At 69.5% G+C, this 20,562-nt stretch carries 13 protein-coding genes; 4 read left to right on the top strand and 9 right to left on the bottom strand.

What is annotated here, in order from left to right; all coding sequences use genetic code 11:
* Positions 1–43: 43 nt before the first annotated feature.
* From QRN89_RS26760 to ngcE, 7 genes are all read right to left on the bottom strand, one after another.
* Entirely contained in the window at positions 44–1,339 is a 1,296-nt protein-coding gene (locus QRN89_RS26760) for a sugar ABC transporter permease (RefSeq protein WP_290351928.1), read from the bottom strand.
* Positions 1,336–2,124 (bottom strand): ATP-binding cassette domain-containing protein, encoded by a 789-nt coding sequence (locus QRN89_RS26755; protein ID WP_093651866.1) that lies wholly within the window; start codon positions 2,122–2,124, stop codon positions 1,336–1,338. Before QRN89_RS26755 ends, QRN89_RS26760 begins: the two co-directional genes overlap by 4 nt.
* A 167-nt stretch (positions 2,125–2,291) precedes the next feature.
* Positions 2,292–3,404: a substrate-binding domain-containing protein gene (locus tag QRN89_RS26750; RefSeq protein ID WP_290351926.1), complete on the bottom strand. Its 1,113-nt coding sequence runs from the start codon at positions 3,402–3,404 to the stop codon at positions 2,292–2,294.
* A 120-nt stretch (positions 3,405–3,524) separates the two neighbouring features.
* Positions 3,525–4,724: an ROK family transcriptional regulator gene (locus QRN89_RS26745; protein WP_290351924.1), complete on the bottom strand. Its 1,200-nt coding sequence runs from the start codon at positions 4,722–4,724 to the stop codon at positions 3,525–3,527.
* A 185-nt stretch (positions 4,725–4,909) separates the two neighbouring features.
* On the bottom strand, positions 4,910–5,836 hold the full coding sequence (locus QRN89_RS26740; RefSeq protein WP_290351923.1) for a carbohydrate ABC transporter permease: 927 nt from the start codon (positions 5,834–5,836) through the stop codon (positions 4,910–4,912).
* Position 5,837: 1 nt separating this feature from the next.
* Positions 5,838–6,761 carry a carbohydrate ABC transporter permease gene (locus QRN89_RS26735; RefSeq protein WP_290351922.1) on the bottom strand — a complete coding sequence of 308 codons (924 nt, stop codon included), beginning with the start codon at positions 6,759–6,761 and terminating at the stop codon, positions 5,838–5,840.
* Between the two features lie 85 nt (positions 6,762–6,846).
* Positions 6,847–8,298: an N-acetylglucosamine/diacetylchitobiose ABC transporter substrate-binding protein gene (gene ngcE, locus QRN89_RS26730; protein WP_290351921.1), complete on the bottom strand. Its 1,452-nt coding sequence runs from the start codon at positions 8,296–8,298 to the stop codon at positions 6,847–6,849.
* 473 nt (positions 8,299–8,771) lie between these two features.
* Here ngcE and QRN89_RS26725 point away from each other — a divergent pair, with 473 nt between their 5' ends.
* Complete coding sequence (locus tag QRN89_RS26725) at positions 8,772–12,602, top strand: GH92 family glycosyl hydrolase (protein WP_290351920.1); 3,831 nt, start codon at positions 8,772–8,774, stop codon at positions 12,600–12,602.
* 377 nt (positions 12,603–12,979) lie between these two features.
* Here the strand turns inward: QRN89_RS26725 and QRN89_RS26720 are convergent, their stop codons facing one another.
* Positions 12,980–13,330 (bottom strand): DoxX family protein, encoded by a 351-nt coding sequence (locus QRN89_RS26720; RefSeq protein WP_290351919.1) that lies wholly within the window; start codon positions 13,328–13,330, stop codon positions 12,980–12,982.
* Between the two features lie 183 nt (positions 13,331–13,513).
* Here QRN89_RS26720 and QRN89_RS26715 point away from each other — a divergent pair, with 183 nt between their 5' ends.
* Together QRN89_RS26715 and QRN89_RS26710 are read left to right on the top strand one after the other, a co-directional pair.
* Positions 13,514–14,413: a LysR family transcriptional regulator gene (locus tag QRN89_RS26715; protein WP_290351918.1), complete on the top strand. Its 900-nt coding sequence runs from the start codon at positions 13,514–13,516 to the stop codon at positions 14,411–14,413.
* Positions 14,414–14,517: 104 nt separating this feature from the next.
* Positions 14,518–15,399, top strand: a complete 882-nt coding sequence (locus QRN89_RS26710) for an AraC family transcriptional regulator (protein ID WP_290353869.1) — start codon at positions 14,518–14,520, stop codon at positions 15,397–15,399.
* A gap of 297 nt (positions 15,400–15,696) precedes the next feature.
* On the opposite strand, the gene acnA is transcribed toward QRN89_RS26710, so the two are convergent.
* Entirely contained in the window at positions 15,697–18,414 is a 2,718-nt protein-coding gene (acnA, locus tag QRN89_RS26705) for an aconitate hydratase AcnA (protein ID WP_290351917.1), read from the bottom strand.
* 553 nt (positions 18,415–18,967) lie between these two features.
* Here acnA and QRN89_RS26700 point away from each other — a divergent pair.
* Complete coding sequence (locus QRN89_RS26700; protein ID WP_290351916.1) at positions 18,968–20,497, top strand: helix-turn-helix domain-containing protein; 1,530 nt, start codon at positions 18,968–18,970, stop codon at positions 20,495–20,497.
* Positions 20,498–20,562 lie beyond the last annotated feature (65 nt).

The raw sequence follows: 20,562 nt of genomic DNA, 5'->3' as shown, positions 1-20,562 counted from the left end.
GCCCGGCGCCGGTTCCGGCGCCGGGCACTGCTGGCGGTGGCCGCTACGCGCGGCCGGCGGTCTTCTGCGTCTTGCGCGTGACCGAGTCGATCACGACGGTGGCGAGGAGCACACCACCGGTGATCATGAACTGGATCGGGGTGGCGATGCCCTCCAGCGCGAGACCGTACTGGATCGAGACGATCACCATGACGCCGAGCAGCGCGTTCCAGGTGCGGCCGCGGCCGCCGAAGAGGCTGGTGCCGCCGATGACGGCCGCCGCGATGACGTTCATCAGCAGGTCGCCGGCGCCGGCGCTCTGGTTGGCGGCGGCGATCTTGGAGGCCCAGAACAGACCGCCGACGGCCGCGAAGGTGCCGGCGATGGCGAAGACCGAGATCCGGACGGCGGTCACGTTGATGCCGGCGCGGCGGGACGCCTCGACGCTGCCGCCGAGCGCGAAGATCTTCCGGCCGTAGGCGGTGCGCCGCAGGACGAAGTCGGTGACGACCAGGACCACGAGGAACAGCACCAGCGCCAGGGGCAGCCCCTTGTACTGGTTGAGCATGTAGGCGGCCCCGAAGGACACGACGGCGAGCAGGACCGTGCGGAACAGGATGTCGCCGAGCGGCCGGGACGGGATGCCCGCCGCGTCACGGCGGCGGCTGTCGACGAACGCCGAGACGAAGAACACGGCCACGGCCAGCGCGGCGAGACCGTAGGCGGCCGCCACGTCGGAGAAGTAGTACGTGGTCAGCTTGGCCACGACGCCGTCGCCGTCCAGGTTGATCGTGCCCTGGGAGCCGAGGAGCTGGAGCATGAAGCCCTGCCAGAACAGCAGGCCCGCCAGGGTGACGGCGAAGGCGGGGGCACCGATGCGGGCGAAGAAGAAGCCGTGGAGGGCTCCGATGACCGCGCCGCCGGCGATCGCGACCAGCAGGGCCAGCCACTCGTTCATCCCGTTCGTGACGCTGAGGACGGCCACGATCGCGCCGGACACACCGCTGACCGCGCCGACGGACAGGTCGATCTCGCCGAGCAGCAGCACGAAGATGATGCCGACGGCCATCATGCCGGTGGCGACCATGGTGACCGCGATGTTGCTGAGGTTCTGCGCGGAGAGGAAGTTCGAGTTCAGGCTCTGGAAGATCGCGCAGATCAGGATCAGACCGATGACGACCGGGATGGAGCCCAGGTCACCCGCGTGCAGCTTGCGCTTGAACTCCGCGATGTAGCCGCCGAAGCCCTGCTCGCGGACCAGGAGCCGGGGGTCGACCGCGGTGACCGCGTCGTGTGCGGCGTCCGGGTTCACCACCCGGTGGCGGCCGCCGGCGGGTGCCGGAGTCTTGTCGATGCTCACTTCTGCGCCTCCGAGGTGCGCGCCGCACGACGGGTCACGGCGTTGTCCGTGGCGCCGGTGATGGCGGAGATGATCTCTTCCTGCGAGGTGGACTTGACGTCGAAGACGCCGTTGTTCCGGCCGAGCCGGAGCACCGCCACCTTGTCTGCGACGGCCTTCACGTCGGCCATGTTGTGGCTGATGAGGATGACCGCGTGGCCGCGCTCCCGCAGCCGCTCGACCAGGTCGAGCACCTGCGCCGTCTGCTCGACGCCGAGCGCGGCGGTGGGCTCGTCGAGGATGACGAGCTTGGGCGCGCCGAGCATCGAACGGGCGATGGCCACGGTCTGGCGCTGGCCGCCGGAGAGCGAGGCGATCGGGATGCGGACGCTGGGGATGCGGATGGAGAGCGTGCTCAGCAGCTCGCGCGAGCGGCGCTCCATCTCGACCTCGTCGAGGACGCCGCGCTTGCGGAGCTCCCGGCCGAGGTACAGGTTGCCGACGACGTCGATGTTGTCGCACAGCGCGAGGTCCTGGTAGACGGTCGCGATGCCCAGGTTCTGGGCGTCGTGCGGCTTGCCGATCGACACGGCCCTGCCTTCCCACTCGATGACGCCCTCATCGATGGGGTGCACGCCGGCGATCGTCTTGACCAGCGTGGACTTTCCGGCGCCGTTGTCGCCCACCAGGGCGACGACCTCACCGGCGTGGACCTCAAGCTCTACGTCGGTGAGCGCCTGAACGGCACCGAACCGCTTGGAGACCCCGCGCAACGCCAGCACGGGCGTAGCGGACACGTGAACCATCTCCTTCGCCGCCTGACCGGCGGGATGCCGCGCCGGGAGGGGTGGCGCGGAGGTTGAGCAGAAGCTGGGAGAAGCGTTTCTGTCCGGTGCCCCGCCCCGATAGCGGGGGCTGGATGGGGGCGGGGCACCGGCCAGGCTTCAGGGAGCGTCCCTCAGGGACGTGGTGCCTACTTCAGGCCGATCGCGTCGCAGGCGGCCTTGAACTTCGGGGTGCAGATCTCGGCGGCGGTGTAGACGCCGTCCTTGACGACCGAGTCCTTGATGTTGTCCTTGGTCAGCGAGACGACCGGGACGAGCACGGACGGGACGCCCTTGGTGGTCGGGCTGTCGACCTTGGCCGTGGCGATCGCGTCCAGGCTCTGGCCCTTGGCGAGCGCGACGGCCATCTCGGCGGCGGCCGCGGCCTCCGGCGCGTACGGCTTGTAGACGCTCATGAACTGCTCACCCGCGACGATGCGCTGCACACCGGCGAGCTCGGCGTCCTGGCCGGTGACGGGCGGGAGCTTGTCGAAGCCGCCGGCCTTCAGGGCGGTGATGATGCCGCCCGCCATGCCGTCGTTCGCGGAGTAGACGCCGACGATCTTGTCCTTGCCGAGGGCCGAGATCGCGGCCTCCATGTTGGCGTTGGCGTTCTCCGGCTTCCACTCCTTGGTGTCGTACTCCTTGCCGACGTTCACCTTGCCGTCGAGGACGGAGTGGGCGCCCTTCTTGAACAGCGCGGCGTTCGGGTCGGTGATGGAGCCGTTCATCATGACGATCTGGCCGCTCTTGGCCTTGTCGCCGAGCGCCTTCAGAAGGGCCTCGCCCTGGACCTTGCCGACCTCTTCGTTGTCGAACGAGGTGTAGGCGTCGATGGGGCCCTCGGCGAGACGGTCGAAGGCGACGACCGGGATGCCGGCGTCCTTCGCCTTCTTCACGCCGCCCGCGATGGCCTTGGCGTCCACCGCGTCCACGATCAGCGCGTCGACCTTGTTGGTGATCATCGTGTCGACCTGCTGCGTCTGCAGCGTCGCGTCCTGCTTGGCGTTGGCGTAGACGACCTTCGCCTTGCCGTTCGTCAGCTCGCTGATCTTCTTCTCGATGAGCGGCTTGTCGAACTTCTCGTAGCGCGCGGTCTGGTTCTCGGGGAGCAGGAGACCGATGGTGAGGTCGTCGCCCTTCGCGGCACCGGTCTTGCCGCCGTTGTCACCGGACTCCTTGGCGCTGCCGCAGGCGGCGAGCGACACGGCCATCGCGGTGGCGCTCACGGCCACGGCGACACGACGCATCTGCGTGTTCATTCAGAAACCTCCCTGACGAGGCCGCGTCCTTGCGGCCGAGGTGGCTGGAAGTCAACTCGGCCGCAACGCCAGCGTCAAGGAGTAAATCCTTAACGAGATGACAACGGTGCCATTCGTTATCTAAGTGAAGGCAGGCGTCCCGGCCGGTACCGAGCTGTCCAGAAGTGTCGAATCACCCATTTCGCTGAGTACGAGGGCCAGCGCCCCCAGCACCTCGGCCCGGCCGCCCAGCGCCCCCGGAAGGACGGAGAGCCGGCGGGCGGCGCTGGGGATCGCGTACCGGGAGACGGACTCGCGGATCGGCGCGAGGACCAGTTCCCCGGCCTCCGCCAGACTGCCGCCGAGGACCACCCTGCTGGGGTTGAGCAGGTTGCACAGGTTGGCCACACCGCTGCCGATGTGGCGGCCGACGTCGGCGACGACGCGCCGGCAGCCCGGGTCGCCCTCCCGCGCCAGCTGCACGACCCGCTCCATGGTCAGGTCCGGGCCGTGGCTGGGCTGGAGCAGCGGCAGTACGTAGCGGGCCGCGGCGAACGTCTCGAGGCAGCCACGGTTGCCGCAGCGGCAGACGGGCCCCGACTCGTCCAGTGTGATGTGCCCGATCTCCCCCGCGGTACCGCCGGGGCCCCGGTAGATCTGGCCCTCTATGACGAGGCCGGCGCCGACGCCGCTGGCGACCTTGATGTAGGCGAGGTCCCTGACCCCGCGGCCGCTCCCCCACACCAGCTCGCCCAGGGCGCCGAGGTTGGCGTCGTTGTCCACGTACACGGGGACGCCGAGCCGGCCGGAGAGCTCCTCGCTGGGGTTGATGCCGCTCCAGCCCGGCAGGATCGCCGTGGAGCCCAGCGTGCCCGTCTCCACGTCGATCGGGCCGGGCACGCCCAGACCCACCCCGACGATCTTGTCCGGGCCGATGCCGGTGGCCTCGATCAGCCGTTTGACCAGCTGCTCCGCCCGGTCGAAGCCCTGGGCGGAGGAGGCGTCCACGTCGAGCGGCTCGGACTCCTCGGCGAGGACCTGGTGCGCCAGGTTGCCGATCGCGACGCGCAGGTGCGTATGGCCGAAGTCGACGCCGACGACGATCCCGGCGTCCCCGCTGAGCGAGACGCTGCGGGCCCGGCGGCCACCCGCGGAGGTGGGCGTGACCTCGACGGTCCCGCCGTCCTTCAGCTCGCGGACGATGTTGGAGACGGTGGCGGCGGACAGGCCCGTGCTCCTGGCGATCTCGGCCTGGGTGAGCGAACCGGCCAGCCGCACGGCGCGTACGACCCGCTCGAGATTGGCCCGATGCAGAGATGTCTGCGACCCCGGAGTCTCCATCGACTCACACACTCCCGCTCTTCACTCCAACATGTGAACTCTAAGGGGAGCCTTTCGGGCAGCTCCCCGTCAAGACCTGAGCGAAAGCCCGGCAAATCCCCGGAAGACGCGCGTACCACCCGCCGGTGGCTGCCGGAGGGCGGTACGGACGCGTTGGCGGAGCGGGCGGGAGCCGCGTCGGGGAGCTACTTCAGGGCGCCCGCCGTGAGGCCCGCGACGACCTGGCGCTGGAAGACGATGTACGCGGCCAGCACCGGCAGCATCGCCATCACCAGGCCCGCGAACAGGCCGGACCAGTCGCCCTTGTACCCCTGGCTGACGGCCAGCTGCACCAGGCCCTGGGAGAGCACCTTCTGCTCCTGCTCGGTGTTCAGCACCGTCGGCAGCATGTACTGGTTCCACTGGCCCAGGAAGTTGAAGATCCCGACGCTGATCAGGCCGGGCTTGGCCATCGGCAGCATGACCTGGAAGAACGTCCGGGTGTGCGACGCCCCGTCGATCAGCGCCGCTTCCGCCACCGAGGTCGGCAGCGTCCGGAAGAAGGCGGTGAGGAAGAACACGGTGAACGGCAGCGAGTAGGCGATGTACACCAGGATCAGGCCGTGGATCGTGTTCAGGAGCTGGATGTTGTTCATCACGTAGAACAACGGGACCAGCGCCAGCATGATCGGGAAGCTCATCCCCCCGATGAAGAGGAAGTAGATGAAGCGGTTCCCCGGGAAGTCGAACCGGGCGAGGACGTACGCCGCCATCGAGCCCAGCAGCAGGGTGCCCGCGAGGGAGCCGGCGACCACCAGGACGGTGTTCAGGAAGTAGTCGCTCATGTGCGCCTGGCTCCAGGCGCGGGACCAGTTCTCGAAGTGGAGCCGGTCCGGCAGCGACCACGGCGAGCTGAAGATCGCGTTGTCGTCCTTGAAGGACGTCATCACCGCCCACAGCAGCGGCATGACGACCATGAAGGCCCAGAGGATCAGCATCCCGTGCGAGAAGACGTTCATGACCCGGCCGTCGCCGCGCTTGTTCTTCCTGGGCTTCGCGCCGGGCAGATCGGTCTTCACCACGTGCGGCAGCGGCTCCGCGGTGCCGGCGGGGGAGGTTTCGGTCGTCTTCATCTCAGTACTCCAGGCGCTCGCGCCGGCCCAGCTTCATCACGACGGCCGCGAAGGCCAGCGTGACGACCAGCAGGGCGACGCCGATCGTGGTCGCGTAGGCCGCCGCACCGTCGCGGAACGCCGACTGGTACACGTACAGCACCATCACCGTGGTCGAGTAGTCGGGACCGCCCGGCCCCGTCGTCATGATCTGCACCACCGCGAAGGACTCGGCGCCGAGCGCGAGGATGCCCATGTAGACCCAGCCGGACTGGATCGTGTCCCACAGCAGCGGCAGCGTGATCCGGAAGAAGGTGGTGACCCGGCTCGCGCCGTCCAGGAGCGCCGCCTCGTAGAAGTCCTTCGGGATGGACGCCATGCCCGCGGAGAAGAGGACGACGAAGAAGCCGACCGTCGACCAGACGAGGACCGCCATCACACACCACAGGGCGAGGTCGGGGTCGCCGAGCCACAGCGGCTGGACGTCGCCGAGCCCGACCGCCTTGAGGGCGGAGTTGATCGCGCCGCTCTCCGGGTTGTACGCGAACTGGAAGAGCAGGGCGACGATCGCGATCGAGAGCACCTGCGGGAAGAAGTAGGCGATCTTGTAGAACGACGAGCCCCGGACACCGGAGACCGCGGCCCCCTTGCGGTGCCGCCCGCCGACATTGATCATGAAGGCGAAGAACAGGGCGAGGCCGATCGTCACCACCGGCAGCAGCAGCGCGAACAGCAGGCTGTGCTGGAGCGACTTCCAGAAGACGTCGTCGTCCCACAGCCGGGCGTAGTTGTCGAGGCCGACCATGGAGAAGTCCGGGCTCAGACCGGTCCAGTCCGTGAACGAGTAGTAGATGGACTGGACGAACGGCCAGATGACGAAGACCGCGTAGAGCGCCAGGGGCGCCGCGAGGAACCCCACGATGAACCGGTACTTGCCGTGCTGCATGGTTACCGACCCCGATCTTCCGGAGTGTGCCGCCGCTGGTGCTGTGTGCTCCCGGGGGCACGCCGCCCCCGGGAGCACAGGCCGCTCACTGGTGCTTGTACTTCTTGACGGACGAGTCCTGGGCGGCCTTGTCGGCGAAGCCCTGGATCTTGCTGATGGCCTCGGCCGGGGTGAGCCGTCCGGCCATCATCTCGCCCAGACCGGCCACGCCGATCTGCTCCTTCTGGAGCTTGACGTACCAGTCCTGCAGACGCGGGTTGACGACGTTCGTGCCGGCCTTCTCCAGCGCGGCGACGCCGGACTTCAGACCGGGCGTCAGCTCGATGCCGTCGGTGCCGCCGTTGAACGCGGTCAGCGACTTGACCTGGGTGGTGAAGTTCTTCGAGGACTCCTCGCTGAGCATGATGCGCAGCTGCTCCATGCCGCCCTCGACGTTCTTCGCCTTCGCCGGGACGATGAAGGGCTCGCCGCCGGAGGCCCAGATGGTGCCGAAGGGCATCTTGTCCGAGGCGTCGAGGCCGGACGGCGCGGCGACGGCGAGGTTGAAGTCCTTGGGCATCGTGCTGGCCGCCTCGTTCTCCACCCAGGAGCCGTTGGGGATGAACAGCGCCTTGCCCTTGGTCCAGGCGGTCTGGGACTGGATGTGGTCCAGGCCCGGGGTGCCCTTGAGGATGTAGCCCTTCTTGTAGAGCTCGTAGTACGCCTCGAACGCGGCCTTGACGGCCGGGTGCTTCCAGGCGTTGGGCTCCAGGTTGTCGATGGCGTCGAGGACCTCGACTCCGCCGATCTTGGCGATGAAGGGGTAGAGCGAGAACGGGAGGTAGTAGGGGTGCTTGCCGGCGTACGTCCAGCCCGCGATGCCCTGCTTCTTCGCCTTCTCGCACAGGGCGAGCATCTCGTCCCAGGTCTCGGGGTACTGCGCGTCGAGCCGGTCGAGCGCGGTCTGCGAGTACCAGACGCCGTAGACCGTGTAGGCGTAGTAGAGGATCCAGACGGGCGCGCCGTCGAACTGGCCCATCTCGACGATGCCGGGGCGCAGGGTGTCGCGGACCTTCTTGTTCGGGTCGTCGACGGAGGGCGCGTCCAGCAGCGGGGTGAGGTCGGCGAGCTGCTTCTTGCCGACCAGGACGCCCATGTCCATCTGCTCGGCGCCGGAGTTGTCGATGAGGTCCGGCGGGGTGCCGCCGTTGAAGCGGGGCTGGAGCTCGGACTGGATCTTCTGGGTGGCCTTGTGCTTGACCTTGGGCGCCTTCGGGAAGGCCGCGTTGTACTTCTTCTCCGCGTCGATCGCGTACTGCTGCCCGAATCCACCGTCGAAGATGACGACTTCGAGGGCAGCGGTCTCGTTGACGCCGAGCGGGTTGGTCTTGGTGACCTTGCCCTTCTCGACCTTGGAGCCGCCGGCGCCGCCGTCACCGCTCGCGCAGGCGGACAGGAAGCTCATCGTGGGAATGGTGACCAGGCCGAGCGCCGCGGACCGCTTGATCAGGTCGCGGCGGCCGAGACCGCTGTTCGAGTGGCCGGAGGTGGATCCCATGCTCAAGTCCTCGCCTTCTCCAGGACTCAGGCGGTGAACCGGTCGCCCGCCTTCGTGAGATGAAGGGCCCCGCCACCGCGGTCAATTGCTGAAGCTGGTCGTGCAGGGGTAATACCGTGGCAGTGGGAACGGACTTCTGCCCGGGCCGCAGACGATACTTCGCCTGCCCGTTCCCCCTGGCCCTTCGCCGCGTTTTCCGGCGAGGCGGACGCCGACAGGTATAGTCCACTTCCCGCCAACGGAGCAAGATCGAAAGCAAGGTTGCGCGGCAGTCTTTCCCGAGTTGAGACCTCCCGGGGGCGGGGACGGCGGGCGCGGGGACGGCATCGCAGGAATCTTGCCGAACCGGCCGAATCCGAACCCGGCGCACCGTCAACACCCTTGACACCACACGGCACTTACCTCCCTACTGGTGCCTGCGCACTGCGCTTGACAACGTTGTCTATCGCTTCGGCGGGAGGAACGGCTTCGACATGCGGCCAAGATCCAGCCCCAGGCACCCCCACGCCCGCTCGGCCGCCCTGGTGGCGGCCGCTTCCCTGCTGGTGGTGACGGCGCAGTCGGCGGCCGTCGCCACGCCCGCCCAGACCTCGGCCCCCTCACCGGAATTCTCCAGCTCCTTCGAAGCCGACGGGAAACAGCCCGACTGGCGCAACACCGTGGACACGGGACCGGACGGCGCGAAGCGGTCCGACGGGGTCGACGGCGGCTTCGCGTCGGGCATACCGGGCAACGTCACCGACAAGGTCGTCGAGGTGCGTGCCAGCGGTGAGAACGCCGGCGCCGGGGAGACCAAGGAGAACCTGGTCGACCTCCAGCCGTCCACCAAATGGCTCACGTTCGAGCCGACGGGCTGGGTCGAATTCGACACGGACAGCCCCGTCAAGGTCGTCACCTACGCACTGACCTCGGCGAACGACTTCGACGAGCGCGACCCGAAGGACTGGACCCTCAAGGGCTCGTCGGACGGCGAGAACTGGACGGTCCTGGACACCCGCGAGGGCCAGACGTTCGAGAAGCGCTTCCAGACGAAGACGTACGACATCGACGCGGAGAAGGCCGGCTCGTACGCGCACTACCGCCTGGAGATCACCCGCAACAACGGGGCCTCGGGCATCGTCCAGCTCGCCGACGTGCAGTTCTCCGACGGCGACACCGGCAGCCCGGTGCCGGAGGACATGCGCAGCCATGTCGACCGCGGTCCGGCGGGCTCCCCCACCGCCAAGGCCAACACCGGCTTCACCGGCAAGCGCGCCCTGCGGTACGCGGGCACGCACAAGCCGGACGGCCGCGCCTACTCGTACAACAAGGTCTTCGACGTCGACACGGCCGTGCGGCGCGACACGGAGCTGTCGTACCGGATCTTCCCGTCGATGGCCGAGACCGATCTCAACTACCCGGCCACCAGCGTGGCGGTCGATCTCGCGTTCACCGACGGCACCTATCTGAGCGACCTCCGGGCGGTGGACTCGCACGGCGGGCTGTTGACCCCGCAGGGCCAGGGCGCGGCGAAGCGCCTCTACGTCAACCAGTGGAACCAGGTCGCGTCCCGGATCGGCTCGGTCGCCGCGGGCAAGACCGTGGACCGGATCCTCGTGGCGTACGACGCGCCGAAGGGCCCGGCGAAGTTCCAGGGGTGGATCGACGACGTCCGCATCGCCCCGAAGGCGCCGGAGAAGCGGCTCGCGCGTCCGTCGGACTACGCCTCGACCGTGCGCGGCACCAACTCCAGCGGCTCGTTCTCGCGCGGCAACACCTTCCCGGCGACGGCCGTCCCGCACGGCTTCAACTTCTGGACGCCGGTGACCAACGCGGGCTCGCTGAGCTGGCTGTACGAGTACGCGCGCGCCAACAACGCCGACAACCTGCCCACCGTGCAGGCGTTCAGCGCCAGCCATGAGCCGAGCCCGTGGATGGGGGACCGGCAGACCTTCCAGCTGATGCCGTCCGTCGCCGAGGGCACCCCGGACACGGGCCGTGCCGCCCGCGCCCTGCCCTTCCGCCACGAGAAGGAGACCGCACGCCCGCACTACTACGGCGTGACGTTCGAGAACGGCCTGAAGGCGGAGATCACCCCCACGGACCATGCGGCGATGATGCGGTTCACCTACCCGGGTGACGACGCGTCGGTGGTGTTCGACAACGTCACGGAGCAGGCCGGGCTGACGCTCGACCCGGAGACCCGCTCCTTCACCGGCTACTCGGACGTCAAGAGCGGGCTGTCCACGGGCGCCACCCGGCTGTTCGTGTACGGCGTCTTCGACGCGCCCGTCACCTCCTCCGCGTCCGAGGGCGTCAAGGGCCACCTCCGGTTCGACGCCGGGGAGGACCGCACGGTGACCCTGCGCATCGCCACCTCGCTGATCAGCGTCGACCAGGCGAGGAAGAACCTCGCGCAGGAGATCCCCGCGTCCGCGTCCTTCGGCCGGATCAAGGACCGGGCGCAGGACGCCTGGGACGATCTGCTGGGTCGGGTGGAGGTCGAGGGCGCCACCCACGACCAGCTCGTGACCCTGTACTCCTCGCTCTACCGGCTGTACCTCTACCCGAACTCCGGTTTCGAGAAGGTCGACGGCAAGGACACGTACGCGAGCCCCTTCTCGCCGCAGACGGGGCCGGACACGCCGACCCACACGGGCGCGAAGATCGTCGAAGGCCGGGTGTACGTCAACAACGGCTTCTGGGACACCTACCGCACGACCTGGCCGGCCTACTCCTTCCTCACCCCGAGGAAGGCGGGCGAGCTCGTCGACGGATTCGTCCAGCAGTACCGGGACGGCGGCTGGATCTCCCGCTGGTCCTCCCCCGGCTACGCCGATCTGATGACCGGCACCTCCTCCGACGTCGCCTTCGCCGACGCCTATGTGAAGGGCGTCCGCGGCTTCGACGCGGAGAAGGCCTACGAGGCGGCGCTGAAGAACGCGACGGTGACCCCGCCGCACCGGGGCGTGGGACGCAAGGGCATGGAGACCTCGCCGTTCCTCGGCTACGCCTCCACGGAGACGCACGAGGGCCTGTCGTGGTCGCTGGAGGGCTACCTCAACGACTACGGCCTGTCGAAGATGGCCGAAGCCCTCTGGGCGAAGACGAAGAAGGCGCGCTACAAGGACGAGGCCGCGTACTTCCTGAACCGGGCCCGGAACTACGTGACCCTGTTCGACAAGAAGGCGGGATTCTTCCAGGGCCGCGATCCGAAGGGCGGGTGGCGGGTTCCGTCGGAGAAGTACGACCCGCGGATCTGGGGTCACGACTACACCGAGACCAACGGCTGGGGCTATGCGTTCACCGCGCCGCAGGACAGCCGCGGTCTGGCGAATCTCTACGGCGGCCGGCCGGCACTCGGGAAGAAGCTCGACACCTATTTCGCCACCCCGGAGACGGCGTCACCGGAATTCGTCGGCTCGTACGGCAGCGTCATTCACGAGATGACCGAGGCCCGCGACGTGCGGATGGGCATGTACGGGCACTCCAACCAGGTCGCCCACCACGTCACCTACATGTACAACGCGGCCTCGCAGCCGTGGAAGACGCAGGAGAAGGTGCGCGAGGTCCTGTCCCGCCTCTACACGGGCAGCGAGATCGGGCAGGGCTACCACGGCGACGAGGACAACGGCGAGCAGTCGGCGTGGTTCCTGTTCTCCGCGCTCGGCTTCTATCCGCTGGTGATGGGCAGCGGGGAGTACGCGGTCGGCTCGCCCCTCTTCACCAGGGCGACGGTCCGCCTGGAGAACGGGCGCGAGCTCGTGGTGAAGGCACCGCGCAACAGCGCCCGGAACGTCTACGTCCAGGGTCTGAAGGTGAACGGGAAGCGCTGGAACTCCACCGCTCTCCCGCACGAGTTGCTGGCGCGGGGCGGCACGCTGGAGTTCGACATGGGTCCGAAGCCGTCGCGCTGGGGCACGGGCAAGGGCGCGGCGCCCGTCTCGGTCACCGAGGACGACGAGGTGCCCACGCCCCGCCAGGACGCGATCAGCGGCACGGGCGCCCTCTTCGACAACACCTCCGGTACGGAGGCCGCGCTGGAGGAGGCCGTGGACCTGCCGGTCGCGGAGGGCACGCGGGCCGTGCAGTACACGCTCACCTCGGCGGCGCACGACAAGGCCCCGGCCGGCTGGGTGCTGCAGGGTTCGAGGGACGGCACGGCCTGGACCGACCTGGACCGGCGGTCCGGTGAGTCGTTCGCGTGGGACCGGCAGACGCGGGTCTTCACGGTCGCCCGTCCCGGCACCTACCAGAAGTACCGGCTGGTCCCCGCCACGGGTGCGGCGCAGCCGGTGCTGGCGGAGGTCGAGCTGATCTCCTGACCCGTCCTCCGCCCGGGTCCGAGGCCGCAGTCCCCCGGGGGCTGCGGCCTCGGCCGTGCACCGGAGGCCGCCGTGCCGGTCGCGCACCGGAGGTTCGGTACACCGCAGGAGCTGTCGTGCCGGCCGTGCACCGGAGGTTCGGTACACCGCAGGAGCTGCCGTGCCGGCCGTGCACCGGAGGGTGCCGTGCGCCGGGGCCGGCTGCGTCGAAGGGAGGGCGCTGCCCGACTCCCGCTCCGTCGAAGGACGTACCGGGACGTACCGAGAGGATCCTCCTCGACGTCGAGCTGCCCGAGCGGGTCCGCGGCCTGGCGTCGACCGGGACGGCAACCCCTCACCGCGCCCCGTCCCCGACGGCGGAAGGCGGTCGTGCCATGTCACCCATCAAGCGCGAGCACGAGCGACGCGGCCGACAGGGCGAGGAAGAGCAGCGGGCCGGCGATGTTGTGGAAGACGCGTGCGCGGACGTGGAAGGCGAGGGCGCCGACGAAGAAGAGCACGAGGCCGGTGGCGGCGGCCGTGCCGAGGGGGGTGAGGCCGAGGAGGCCGAGCAGGAGCCCCAGGGCCGCGGCTCCCTTCAGTGCCCCGAGGACGGGGAGCCAGGACGGCGGGACGCCGACGGCTGCGGCGTTGGCGACCACGAACCGGGCCTTGAGGAGGTTGGCGACGGCCTCCCCGGCGTTGGCGGCGATGGTGACGACGGTGACGACTGCGTAGGCGGTGGACATCGAGGGCCTCTGTTCGGCTCGGCCGGCAAGGACGGTGCACGCACCGGTGTCGTTCCGGACGGCTCGGGGCGCAGGGGCCCGGAGCCGTGGTGCGGGGGTGTCGGGGGCGGCCGCCGTTCGACACGTCCAGACTGGCCCCGCCCGCTGCGGGGCGTCCAATACCGGTTTCCATAACCTGGCGGCATGGATGTCGACACCCGGCTGCTGCGCTCCTTCGTCGCCGTGTCCGAGGAGGGGAGTTTGACCCGCGCGTCTGAGCGGCTGTTCGTGTCGCAGCCCGCCCTGACCAAGCAGATCCGTCAGCTCGAAGCCCTGCTGGGCGTGGGTCTGTTCACACGCTCACGGGCCGGTATGGCGCTCACCGAACCCGGCCGGGTCCTGGCACGGCGGGTCCCGTCGCTGCTCGCGGACTGGGACGGGATGCTGCGGGAGACGAAGGGCACGGCGAGCCGGGCCGAGCGGGTGCTGAGGGTCGGTTTTCTGGCCGGCGCGGCCAACGAGGCGACGCCGGGCATCGTCCAGGAGTTCGCGCGTCGCCGGCCGGGCTGGCGGGTGGAGATGCGGCAGGCGGCGTGGTCGAACCCGAGCGCGGGTCTCGCCGACGGGGATGTGGACGTCGCCCTGCTGCGGCTGCCGTTCCCCGGTCAGGGCACGCTGCGCGTCGAGCAGTTGTTCGAGGAGCCGCGGTGGGTGGCGCTGCCCTCCGCTCATCCCCTCGCCGAACACGAGGAGTTGTCGTTCCGCGACCTGTGGGACGAGCCGTTCGTGGCGGCTCCGCCGGAGACGGGCCCGTGGCGGGACTACTGGCTGGCGACGGACGAGCGCGACGGCAGGCCCGTCCGTGTCGGCGCCGTCACCGACCAGCCGGACGACTGGCTGAGCGCGATCGCGAACGGCTACGGGATCGCGCTCGCGCCCGAGTCCGCCGCCCGTTTCTACGCCCGGCCGGGAATCACCTACCGTCCGGTGAGCGGTGTCAGCCCCAGCCGGGTCGGGGTGGCGTGGTCTCCCGTGGACGACGGCAACGCGGTGGTGCGGGACTTCGTCGACTGCTGCCGGGGGGCGGTGGCGGGGCGCGGGTGACACGGTCCGCGCCCGGCGGCCCGACCGGAGGGGGCACAGGATGTCGGGTGCGGCAGGGAGTGCCGTCCCTAGCGTGAGTGACCGTGAGAGGGAAGGAGGCCGGGGTGCTGGAGCGGCTCAACCAGGCCATGGAAGGTATCGAGGCCCATCTCGGCGAGCGGTCGGCCGAGCCGGTGGACGTGGCCGGGCTCGCCCGGACCGCCCTGACGTCGGAGTACCACTTCCGGCGGATGTTCTCCGCGCTGGCCGGGATGCCGCTGTCCGAGTACGTCCGCCGCAGGCGGCTCACCCTGGCGGGCGCCGAGGTCCTCGCCGGGGAACGGACGCTGCTCGACATCGCCGTCCGTCACGGCTACGGATCGGGCGAGGCGTTCGCCCGGGCGTTCCGCGCGGTGCACGGCGTCGGGCCGGCCGAGGCCAGGCGGACCGGAGCGGCGCTGCGCTCCCAGCCCCGGATGTCCTTCCGCGTGATCGTCGAAGGGAGCAGCAGCATGCGGTACCGGATCGTGGAGAAGGACGAGTTCCGGGTCGTGGGCCGGAAGGCCCGGGTCCCCCTGGTCCACGAGGGGATGAACCCGGACATCGTCGCGTTCGTGCGCGGCATCGGGCGGGAGACGCTGGAGCGTATGGAGGCCCTGTCCGACCAGGAGCCGAGGGGGCTCGTCTCGGTGAGCGACAACCTCGACGACAGCAGGGCGGAGGGTAGCGAACTCGACTACTACCACGGCGTCGTGACCGCCGCGGAGACGCCGGAGGACATGACGGCGCTGACCGTGCCGGCCGGCACCTGGGCCGTGTTCGAGCACGCGGGGCGGTTCCCGGAGACGCTCCAGTACCTGTGGCGTGACGTCTTCACCCAGTGGTTCCCGTCCAACCCGTACCGCAGCAGGACGGGCCCGGAGATCCTGCGCACCCGGCTCTCGCCGGACGCGTCGGAGGCCGAGGCGGAGCTGTGGATCCCGGTGGAGCGGACGACGGCGGACTGACGCCGGCGCCCGGTGGGCGGGGGAGGCGCCGACGCCCAGGGCCCGTGTGAGGACCGAGTCATGCACCGAGGTCCGGACCACGTGTCGTGTCCGACCGCGACCAGGAGCGGAACCTCGCAGGGCCCGGGTGAGGAGCCGGACGCGGACGAAGGGCCGCACCCCGTCGACGCTCTGTCGGGGTGCGGCCCTTCGCCGTGCTGCCGGGTCGCCCGTGCGGCCGTACCGCTGTGCGGATCATGCCGGTACGGCCGTGTCCCGCGGCGGTCCGGCGCCATGGCCGGACCGCCGTGGGGCCGCCTACTTGCGGATCAGGCTCCGGAGCACGTACTGCATGATGCCGCCGTTGCGGTAGTAGTCCGCCTCGCCGGGGGTGTCGATGCGGACGACCGCGTCGAACTCCACGCCGGTGTCGGTGGTGACCTTGACCGTGCGGGGCGTCGTGCCCTCGTTGAGCTCGGTGACGCCGGCGATGGAGAAGGTCTCCTCGCCGGTCAGGCCGAGGGACTCGGCGGAGGCGCCCTCGGGGAACTGCAGCGGGAGCACGCCCATGCCGATGAGGTTCGAGCGGTGGATGCGCTCGTAGGACTCGGCGATGACGGCCTTGACGCCGAGGAGCGCGGTGCCCTTGGCGGCCCAGTCGCGGGACGAGCCGGAGCCGTACTCCTTGCCGGCCAGGACGACCAGCGGGATGCCCTGCTCGATGTAGTTGCGCGAGGCGTCGTAGATGAACGACACCGGCGCGTCCGGCTGGGTGAAGTCGCGGGTGTAGCCGCCCTCGGTGCCCGGCGCGATCTGGTTGCGCAGGCGGATGTTGGCGAACGTGCCGCGGATCATGACTTCGTGGTTGCCTCGGCGCGAGCCGTAGGAGTTGAAGTCACGGCGCTCCACACCGTGCTCGGTGAGGTACTTGCCGGCCGGCGTGTCGGCCTTGATGGCACCGGCCGGGGAGATGTGGTCGGTGGTGACCGAGTCGCCGAGCTTGGCGAGGACGCGGGCGCCCTCGATGTCGGTGACCGGGGTGGTCTCCATGGTCATGCCCTCGAAGTACGGGGGCTTGCGGACGTAGGTCGACTCGGCGTCCCACTCGAAGGTGTTGCCGGTCGGGATCGGCAGCGCCTGCCACTGGGCGTCGCCCGCGAAGACGTCCTGGTAGGACTTGTTGAACATGTCCTCGCCGATGGCGTTGGCCACGACGTCGTTGACCTCGGCCTCGGAGGGCCAGATGTCCTTCAGGTAGACCGGGTTGCCCTCGGTGTCGGTGCCGAGCGCCTCACGGGTGATGTCCACCTTCATGGAGCCCGCGAGCGCGTACGCGACGACCAGCGGCGGGGAGGCCAGGTAGTTCATCTTGACGTCGGGGTTGATCCGGCCCTCGAAGTTGCGGTTGCCGGAGAGCACCGAGGTCACGGCCAGGTCGTGCTCGTTGACGGCCTTGGAGACCTCCTCCGGCAGCGGGCCGGAGTTGCCGATGCAGGTGGTGCAGCCGTAACCGACGAGGTTGAAGCCGACCTTGTCGAGGTACGGGGTCAGGCCCGCCTTGTCGAAGTAGTCGGTCACGACCTTGGAGCCCGGGGCGAGGGTGGTCTTCACCCACGGCTTGCGGGTCAGGCCCTTCTCCACGGCCTTCTTCGCGACGAGCGCGGCGGCGACCATGACGTACGGGTTCGAGGTGTTGGTGCAGGACGTGATCGCGGCGACCGTGACGGCACCGTGGTCGATCTCGTACGTGGAGCCGTCGGGGGCGGTGACCGTGGTCGGCTTCGACGGGGCGCCGTTCGGGGAGATCGCCGGGGAGTCGGAGGCCGGGAAGGACTCCTTGCCGGCCTCGTCGACGTCGTCGACGTAGTTGCGGACGTCCTGGGTGAACTGCTCGGCGGCGTTCGCGAGGACGATGCGGTCCTGCGGGCGCTTCGGGCCGGCGATGGAGGGGACGACGGTGGAGAGGTCGAGCTCCAGCTTCTCGGAGAAGTCGGGCTCGGCGGCCGGGTCCAGCCAGAGGCCCTGCTCCTTGGCGTACGCCTCGACCAGCGCGAGCTGCTGCTCGCTGCGGCCGGTCAGCTTCAGGTACTTGATGGTCTCGTCGTCGATCGGGAAGATCGCGGCGGTGGAGCCGAACTCCGGCGACATGTTGCCGATGGTGGCGCGGTTGGCCAGCGAGGTGGCGGCGACGCCCTCGCCGTAGAACTCGACGAACTTGCCGACGACGCCGTGCTTGCGCAGCATCTCGGTGATGGTGAGCACGAGGTCCGTGGCGGTGGTGCCGGGCTTGAGCTCACCGGTCAGCTTGAAGCCGACGACGCGCGGGATGAGCATCGAGACCGGCTGGCCGAGCATCGCGGCCTCGGCCTCGATGCCGCCGACGCCCCAGCCGAGCACGCCGAGGCCGTTGACCATCGTGGTGTGGGAGTCGGTGCCGACGAGGGTGTCGGGGTAGGCCTGGCCGCCCCGGACCATGACGGTGCGGGCCAGGTGCTCGATGTTCACCTGGTGGACGATGCCGGTGCCGGGCGGGACGACCTTGAACTCGTCGAAGGCGGTCTGGCCCCAGCGCAGGAACTGGTAGCGCTCCCTGTTGCGGCCGTACTCCAGCTCCACGTTCTGCGCGAAGGAGTCCCGGGTGCCGAACTTGTCGGCGATGACGGAGTGGTCGATGACCAGCTCGGCGGGGGCGAGCGGGTTGATCTTCGCCGGGTCGCCGCCGAGCTCCTTCACGGCCTCGCGCATGGTGGCGAGGTCCACGACGCAGGGCACGCCGGTGAAGTCCTGCATGATCACGCGGGCCGGCGTGAACTGGATCTCCTGGCTGGGCTGCGCCTGCGAGTCCCAGCCGCCGAGCGCCCGGATGTGGTCGGCGGTGATGTTGGCGCCGTCCTCGGTGCGGAGCAGGTTCTCCAGGAGGACCTTGAGGCTGTAAGGGAGGCGCGCGGAGCCCTCGACCTTGTCCAGCCTGAAGATCTCGTACGACTCGTCGCCCACGCGCAGCGTGCTGCGGGCGTCGAAGCTGTTCGCCGACACGACAGTCTCCTTCATCAATGTGCGCGTACTGACCGCATCCTGCCGCCTGCGACTCCACGACGATCCGCTAAGGTAAGGCTTAGTTAGGTCACCCTTACTCAGCGGCCCGGCGGAAGGTGGTTGCGGTTCGCCTTCTGCAGATATCTCGATGTCGAGATAACTCTAGTACATGACCGCTGACGGGTCATGCCCGGACAAGAGTGACGGGCACCGCACCGGAAGCCGTGAAGCGTCGCCGGTATGCCCTGGATCAGGTCGGTGGCGGCGGGTATGCACGCGACCCCGACCCCGGAACGGACGCGAGGCGCCGCCCGGGCGGGCGCGCTTCGACCCGGCCCGCCACCCGCGTACCCGGGGGCGCACGGGGCGGTGCGACGCAGCTTCACCCTCGCTCACGGCGCGCGAGGCGGGTCGAGCGCACCCGACCGGGGCGCCCGAATGGCTCATCCCGCTTTGCCCGAGTTGATGGGGTGATGGACCATCAAGACCAGGCATCACCCGTATGGTCCACCCCAGTGGACGCCTCATCTCATATCTGAGATAGCCTGCCCCCATGGCAGACGACTACCTCGTACGCATCGGCAAGCTCATCCGTGACGCCCGTCAGCATCGGGGCTGGACACAGTCGCAACTCGCCGACGCGCTCGGCACCAGCCAGAGCGCCGTCAACCGTATCGAGCGCGGCAATCAGAACATCAGCCTTGAGATGATCGCCCGGATCGGTGAGGCGCTCGACAGCGAGATCGTGTCGCTCGGCTACGCCGGTCCCATGCATCTGCGGGTCGTCGGCCGGCGCCGCCTCTCCGGCTCCATCGACGTCAAGACGAGCAAGAACGCCTGCGTCGCACTGCTGTGCGGATCGCTGCTGAACAAGGGCCGCACCGTCCTGCGCCGGGTCGCGCGGATCGAGGAGGTCTACCGGCTGCTGGAGGTGCTGCACTCCATCGGCGTGCGCACCCGCTGGATCAACGACGGCACCGACCTCGAGATCACCCCGCCGGCCCGGCTCGACATGGACGCCATCGACGCGGACGCCGCGCGCCGGACCCGCTCGATCATCATGTTCCTCGGCCCGCTCCTGCACCGTCTGGACCGCTTCCGGCTGCCGTACGCCGGCGGCTGCGACCTGGGCACCCGCACCATCGAGCCGCACATGATCGCGCTGCGCCGCTTCGGTCTGGACATCACCGCGACCGAGGGCCAGTACCACGCGGTCGTCGAGGGCTCGGTCGCCCCGGACCGCCCGATCGTGCTGACCGAGCGCGGCGACACCGTGACCGAGAACGCGCTGCTGGCGGCCGCGCGCCACGACGGGGTCACCGTCATCCGCAACGCCTCCTCCAACTACATGGTGCAGGACCTGTGCTTCTTCCTGGAGGCCCTGGGCGTACGTATCGACGGCATCGGAACGACCACGCTCACCGTCCACGGCGTGCCCGAGATCGACGTGGACGTCGACTACTCCCCCTCCGAGGACCCGGTCGAGGCGATGAGCCTGATCGCGGCCGCCGTCGTCACCGAGTCCCAGCTGACGATCCGCCGGGTGCCGATCGAGTTCCTGGAGATCGAGCTCGCCGTCCTGGAGGAGATGGGCCTCGACCACGACCGGACGCCCGAGTACACCGCCGACAACGGACGGACCCGGCTCGTGGACCTGACCGTGCGCCCCTCGAAGCTGGAGGCGCCGATCGACAAGATCCACCCGATGCCGTTCCCCGGCCTCAACATCGACAACGTGCCGTTCTTCGCGGCGATCGCGGCCGTCGCGCAGGGCCAGACCCTCATCCACGACTGGGTCTACGACAACCGCGCCATCTACCTCACCGACCTCAACCGCCTCGGCGGCCGGCTCCAGCTCCTCGACCCGCACCGCGTCCTCGTCGAGGGCCCGACACGCTGGCGGGCCGCCGAGATGATGTGCCCGCCCGCCCTGCGCCCGGCCGTGGTCGTCCTGCTGGCGATGATGGCGGCCGAGGGAACCTCGGTGCTGCGCAACGTCTACGTCATCAACCGCGGTTACGAGGACCTGGCGGAGCGCCTCAACTCGGTGGGCGCGCAGATCGAGATCTTCCGCGACATCTGACCGTGAGGGCGACGCGTCCTCACCCTCGCCCCGCTCGGTCCGCGCCCCGCCCGGCTCACAGCGGT

The sequence above is a fragment of the Streptomyces sp. HUAS CB01 genome (assembly GCF_030406905.1).
GTDB classification, from domain to species: domain Bacteria; phylum Actinomycetota; class Actinomycetes; order Streptomycetales; family Streptomycetaceae; genus Streptomyces; species Streptomyces chengbuensis.
This window is presented reverse-complemented; position numbering and strand designations above follow the sequence as displayed.

Bases quoted from the DNA above. Each gene is read 5' to 3' on its own strand.
- QRN89_RS26700 (WP_290351916.1), top strand. From the start codon at position 18,968: ATGGCAGACGACTACCTCGTACGCATCGGCAAGCTCATCCGTGACGCC.
- ngcE (WP_290351921.1), bottom strand. From the start codon at position 8,298: ATGGGATCCACCTCCGGCCACTCGAACAGCGGTCTCGGCCGCCGCGAC.
- QRN89_RS26735 (WP_290351922.1), bottom strand. From the start codon at position 6,761: ATGCAGCACGGCAAGTACCGGTTCATCGTGGGGTTCCTCGCGGCGCCC.
- QRN89_RS26750 (WP_290351926.1), bottom strand. From the start codon at position 3,404: ATGAACACGCAGATGCGTCGTGTCGCCGTGGCCGTGAGCGCCACCGCG.
- QRN89_RS26720 (WP_290351919.1), bottom strand. From the start codon at position 13,330: ATGTCCACCGCCTACGCAGTCGTCACCGTCGTCACCATCGCCGCCAAC.
- QRN89_RS26755 (WP_093651866.1), bottom strand. From the start codon at position 2,124: ATGGTTCACGTGTCCGCTACGCCCGTGCTGGCGTTGCGCGGGGTCTCC.
- QRN89_RS26745 (WP_290351924.1), bottom strand. From the start codon at position 4,724: ATGGAGACTCCGGGGTCGCAGACATCTCTGCATCGGGCCAATCTCGAG.
- QRN89_RS26740 (WP_290351923.1), bottom strand. From the start codon at position 5,836: ATGAAGACGACCGAAACCTCCCCCGCCGGCACCGCGGAGCCGCTGCCG.
- QRN89_RS26715 (WP_290351918.1), top strand. From the start codon at position 13,514: ATGGATGTCGACACCCGGCTGCTGCGCTCCTTCGTCGCCGTGTCCGAG.
- QRN89_RS26725 (WP_290351920.1), top strand. From the start codon at position 8,772: ATGCGGCCAAGATCCAGCCCCAGGCACCCCCACGCCCGCTCGGCCGCC.